The 4,686-nt window shown below is 72.2% G+C and carries 3 protein-coding genes; 2 read left to right on the plus strand and 1 reads right to left on the minus strand.

Annotated elements, in window-relative coordinates; genetic code table 11:
* Positions 1 to 65 precede the first annotated feature (65 nt).
* Positions 66 to 1,070: an ATP-binding cassette domain-containing protein gene (locus tag LQV45_RS18140; protein WP_230008219.1), complete on the plus strand. Its 1,005-nt coding sequence runs from the start codon at positions 66 to 68 to the stop codon at positions 1,068 to 1,070.
* A complete protein-coding gene (locus LQV45_RS18145) occupies positions 1,067 to 1,870 on the plus strand; it encodes an ABC transporter permease (RefSeq protein WP_230008220.1) in 804 nt (267 codons plus the stop codon). The genes LQV45_RS18140 and LQV45_RS18145 overlap by 4 nt, the downstream gene beginning before the upstream one ends.
* Here LQV45_RS18145 and LQV45_RS18150 read toward each other — a convergent pair.
* Positions 1,867 to 4,686: AAA family ATPase (locus LQV45_RS18150; RefSeq protein WP_230008221.1), on the minus strand; the 2,820-nt coding region annotated here is incomplete at its 5' end. The two genes, LQV45_RS18145 and LQV45_RS18150, sit on opposite strands and share 4 nt — an antisense overlap.

Raw genomic sequence — 4,686 nt, forward strand, 5'->3', positions numbered from 1 at the left:
CGTCATGACAGCGCCCCCACCTCCGTGACAGCGGCGCGACAGCACCCCCGGCGCATCCTGTCGTCATGACCACCTCATCCACCCGCGTTCCTGCGGTGCGAGCCGAAGGGCTCGTCAAGACGTTCGGCTCCAACAGGGCCGTCGACGGCGTCGATCTCGTCGTCGAAGCCGGGACCGTCTACGGCGTTCTCGGCCCCAACGGTGCCGGCAAGACCACCACGATCAGCATGCTGACGACGCTCTTGCGTCCCGACGGTGGACGGGCCGAGGTCTTCGGTCACGACGTCGTCAAGGAAGCACACGTCGTGCGACAGCTCATCGGCCTGACGGGGCAGTTCGCCTCGGTCGACGAGAAGCTCTCGGCCACCGAGAACCTCATGATCTTCGGCCGGCTCCTCGGGCTCTCGCGCGCCGACGCCCGCCGCAAGTCGACGGAGCTCCTTGAGGAGTTCGGTCTCACCGAGGCCGCCTACCTCGCGAAGTTCTCCGGTGGCATGCGCCGTCGCCTCGACCTCGCGGCATCCCTCATCGCCCAGCCGCCGCTCATCTTCCTCGACGAGCCGACCACGGGCCTCGACCCCCGCACGCGCGGACAGATGTGGGACACGATCCGTCGCTTGGTCGCGACCGGCTCCACCGTCGTGCTCACCACGCAGTACCTCGACGAAGCGGACCAGCTCGCCGACCGCATCGCCGTCATCGACCGCGGACGCGTCGTCGCCGAGGGCACGGCGCTCGAGCTCAAGGCATCCGTCGGTCAGGCCTCGCTCGTGCTGCGTCTGCAGCCGGGCTCCGACCTCGAGGTCGCTCGTGCGACGATCGGCCGGGTCCTGGATGCCACGGCCATCGTGTCTCCGGAGGCGGCGCGCCTCACCGTGCCGATGTCCGACCCCGACCAGGTCACCGATCTGCTCGTGGCCTTCCGCGCGGCCGGCGTGCACTTGAGCGAGTTCAGTGTGCAGCAGCCCACCCTCGACGAGGTGTTCCTCACCCTGACCGGCACCGGAGTGCCGGCTGATGACGACGCGGCGCGCGCGAGCGCCGCCGACCTGGAAGGAGTCCGCGCATGACCGCCATCACCGTTCCCCGCGACCTGCCCCGCACCGCGGGACTCGGACTGACGCTCCGCAACACCCTCACGATGGCGGGCCGCGGTCTGCTGAAGATCCGTCGGACGCCCGAGCAGCTCATCGACGTCACGGTGCAGCCGATCCTGTTCACGCTGATGTTCACGTACATCTTCGGCGGCGCGATCGCCGGCGACGTACAGAGCTACTTGCCGATCATCATCCCCGGCATCCTGGTCCAGACTGTGATCACCACTTCGGTCGTCACCGGCGTGCAGTTGCGCGAAGACATGGACAAGGGCGTGTTCGACCGGTTCCGGTCGCTGCCGATCGCGCGCATCGCCCCGCTGTCGGGGGCGCTCCTGGCCGACACGGTCCGCTATGCGATCGCCACGACCCTGACCTTCGCGATGGGGTTCGTGATGGGCTTCCGGCCCCAGGGCGGCCTCGGTGCCGTCATCGTCGCGGGCCTGCTCGTCATCGTGTGCTCGTGGGCGATCAGCTGGATCTTCGCCTTCTTCGGGGTCATCGCCCGTTCCGCCTCGAGCGTGCAGGGAGTCTCGATGCTCATCCTGTTCCCGCTCACGTTCCTCTCGAACGCGTTCGTCCCCTCGAACACGATGCCCTCGTGGCTGCAATGGTTCGTCGACGTCAACCCGGTCTCGCACCTGGTCACGGCGGTGCGCGATCTCGTCAACGCGGGGACGCTCGGCGCGGACGCTGCCATCTCGCTCGTCGGGGCGGCCGTGATCGTGGCGGTCTTCGCCCCGCTCACCGTCCGCGCCTACATGCGGAAGGCCTAATCGAGCAGGGCCGCGAGCACGTCGGCATCCACTTCGCCCCGCAGGGCGGGCGCGGTGCCGGGCGCGGATGCCGGAACTCCTCCGGCATCCGCGCTGAGGCGTTCTCGGACCCACCGCCGGAAGGGGTCGCGCTCGTCGGCGGCGCCGCGGACGGCCTCGGCTCGGGCGAGCGCCTCGTGCGCGACCTCGGGTCGGTCCGCGGCGACGTTCCACCCCGCGACGGCGACGAGCGCGGAAGCGACGATCGGATGGTCGCGCGAGCGCACGGCGAGGGGCAGGGCTTCGCGCAGTGCTGCCCGGGCGTCGTCGCGACGGCCGAGCAGCAGCAGCGCCTGCGCGCGCTGCGCGCCGCACCAGGCCGCGATCTGCTCGGGGAACCCGGGCTCGAGTTCGATGAGATCCATCTGACGCAGCGCCGCCGCGCCGTCACCGGCGGCGATCGCGACCTGCGACGCCGTCATGCGGGCTTGGGCCAGGGCGCGCACCGAGCCGTCGGCGAGGGCGATCGCCTCGATCTCGGCCGCGCGCTCGCGTGCCGCGTCGAGCCGACCGAGTCGCAGCAGGATGCCGACCGCCTGGGCGCGCTGCTGGAGCAGATCGGGTACCGAGGTGAGGTCCTGCACGGCCTCTCGCGCACTGTCGGTCACCGTCAGCGCCTCGTCGAGCCGGCCGGCGAGCATGAGCCATTCCGCCCGCAGCTGGCTCGCGATCCCCGTGGTCCACGGGTCGCCCACCTGGGTGGACAGGTGCAGAGCCCGTTCGCTCTCGACCCCGAGGGTGGCCGCATCGCCGTCGTTCTGGGCGGCCCCGGCGCGCAGCGTGTGCAAAGTGGCTTGCGACCACGGCGGCGCGGCGCCGAACTCCTCGTCGGAGATGTCGACGTGCCACGTCCGTCCGGCCTGTCCGTCGCCCGCCGCCAGCACCGATTCGGCGAGGCGCAGCAGCGGTGCCATCAGGACGGTGAGCTCCGACGGATGCCGGCGGGCGGCCTCTTCGAGCTCGAGCCGTCGCCGGGCGTACTGCGCCGGATCGACCGAGGGTGCGTGCCCGCGCTCGGGGAAGGAGACGGTGAACAGCGAGACCGCCTCCACGACGACGGTCGCCTCGTCCTCGAGCGGGGCATTCGGTTCCGCGATCTCGGCGAGAGCATGCCGCAGCTCGTCCACCCGCTCCCGCACCGCCCACGGCCAGAGCAAGCTCCGGAGCAGTCGCCGCGCTCCGCGTCGGTCGCCGCTCGACGTCCGGGTGCGCAGCGCCGAGGACAGGTTCTCTTCGTTGGCGTCGAACCAGGCCAGCCCGGCGCGCAGGCCCGGTCCCCGCATCCGGCTCTCGTGCTCCGCGGCGCGGGTGGCGAGGACGTCAGCCGCGCGCTCGCGGAACGCGGCCTCCGTGCCCTCGGTGCGCAGCCGATCGAGGCCGTACTCCCGCACGGTCTCCAACAGGCGGAAGCGCCCTTCGCGCCGCACCAGCAGCGATCGGTCGACGAGGGCGTCGAACACGGTGGCATCCACGTCGAACGCCGTCGCGATTGCGGCGGCATCCGCGCTGCCGATCCCGTCGGGGAACACCGATGCGGCGCGCAAGGCGACGCGTTCAGCGTCGGTCAGCGTGTCCCAGCTCCAGTCGATCAGCGCCCGCAGCGTTCGATGCCGGTCGGGACTCAAGCGAGGACCGTGCGCCAGCAGAGCGAAGCGGTCGCCGAGACCGGTGTCGATCTCTTCGAGGGTGAGGGTCCGAGCGCGCGCGGCGGCGAGCTCGATCGCGAGGGGAAGGCCGTCGAGGCGTCGCACGATGCTCTCCGCCGTGGACTGCTCGTCGGGTGACGGCGGAGCGCCGCGGGCGGAGCGCACCCGCCGGGCGAAGAGCTCGTCGGCCTCGAGCGCGGGCAGCGGGCCGAGGTCGACGAACGCCTCGCCGACGATGCCCAGGGGCTCGCGACTGGTGGCGACGATGCGCAGACTCGGGGCATTTCTCAGCAGCGATTCGGCGGCTTCGGCGGCCTCGCGAATGACGTGTTCGCAGTTGTCGAGCACCACGACGACGTCGCGTCCCGCGACCGCCTCCAGCACTCGTTCGCGAGGTGCCGTCGACGCCGAGGCGGCTGCTTCGTTCAGCCGGATGCCGCGTCCCACCGCGCCCGCGAGGGCTGCCCACACCTCGCCCGGCGCGGCCGGGGCGAGCTCGACGATCAAGGCGTCGGGGGCGCCCCGCACGGTCTCGAGGGCGAGCGTGGTCTTGCCTGCGCCGCCGGGGCCGATCAGGGTCACCAGCCGGTCCGTGGCGAGACGGTCGCGGATCGCGTCGAGCTCGTTCGTCCGCCCGACGAGTTCGGCGATCGCGGCCGGAACCGCGGGGGCCGGAACCGCGGGGGCCGGAACCGCGGGGGCCGTGACGGCGGCCGGGGCGACGGATGCGGCCGGGGCGACGGATGCGGCCAGCCTTTCGGCGTGGCCGCGGTCCTCCCAGAGATCGCGCACGAGCCAGTCGAAGCCCTCATGCGGTGTCCAGGGGTCGCCGACCCACAACGACAGAGCGTCGCGCGCGAGCCGTGCCGCCTCCGCGGTATCGCCGGTGGCGCGGGCGGCGGCCACGGCATCCTGGAATCGGGTCACGTCGATGTCGTCCCGCGCGAGTTCGAGCCGGTACCCGCCCGGCGTCGACGACAGCGTCGCCGGCGGCAGGGCCCGGCGCAGGCGCGACGCGAGCGATTGCAGTGCGGCGCGGGGATCCTCGGGCGCGTCCGACGGCCAGACGTCGTCGGCCAGCGCACGGTAGCCGACGGTGGTTCCGGCGTCCACGGCGAGGCGCAGCAGCAG

The sequence above is a fragment of the Microbacterium sp. Bi128 genome (assembly GCF_918698205.1).

Bases quoted from the DNA above. Each gene is read 5' to 3' on its own strand.
- LQV45_RS18140 (WP_230008219.1), top strand. From the start codon at position 66: ATGACCACCTCATCCACCCGCGTTCCTGCGGTGCGAGCCGAAGGGCTC.
- LQV45_RS18145 (WP_230008220.1), top strand. From the start codon at position 1,067: ATGACCGCCATCACCGTTCCCCGCGACCTGCCCCGCACCGCGGGACTC.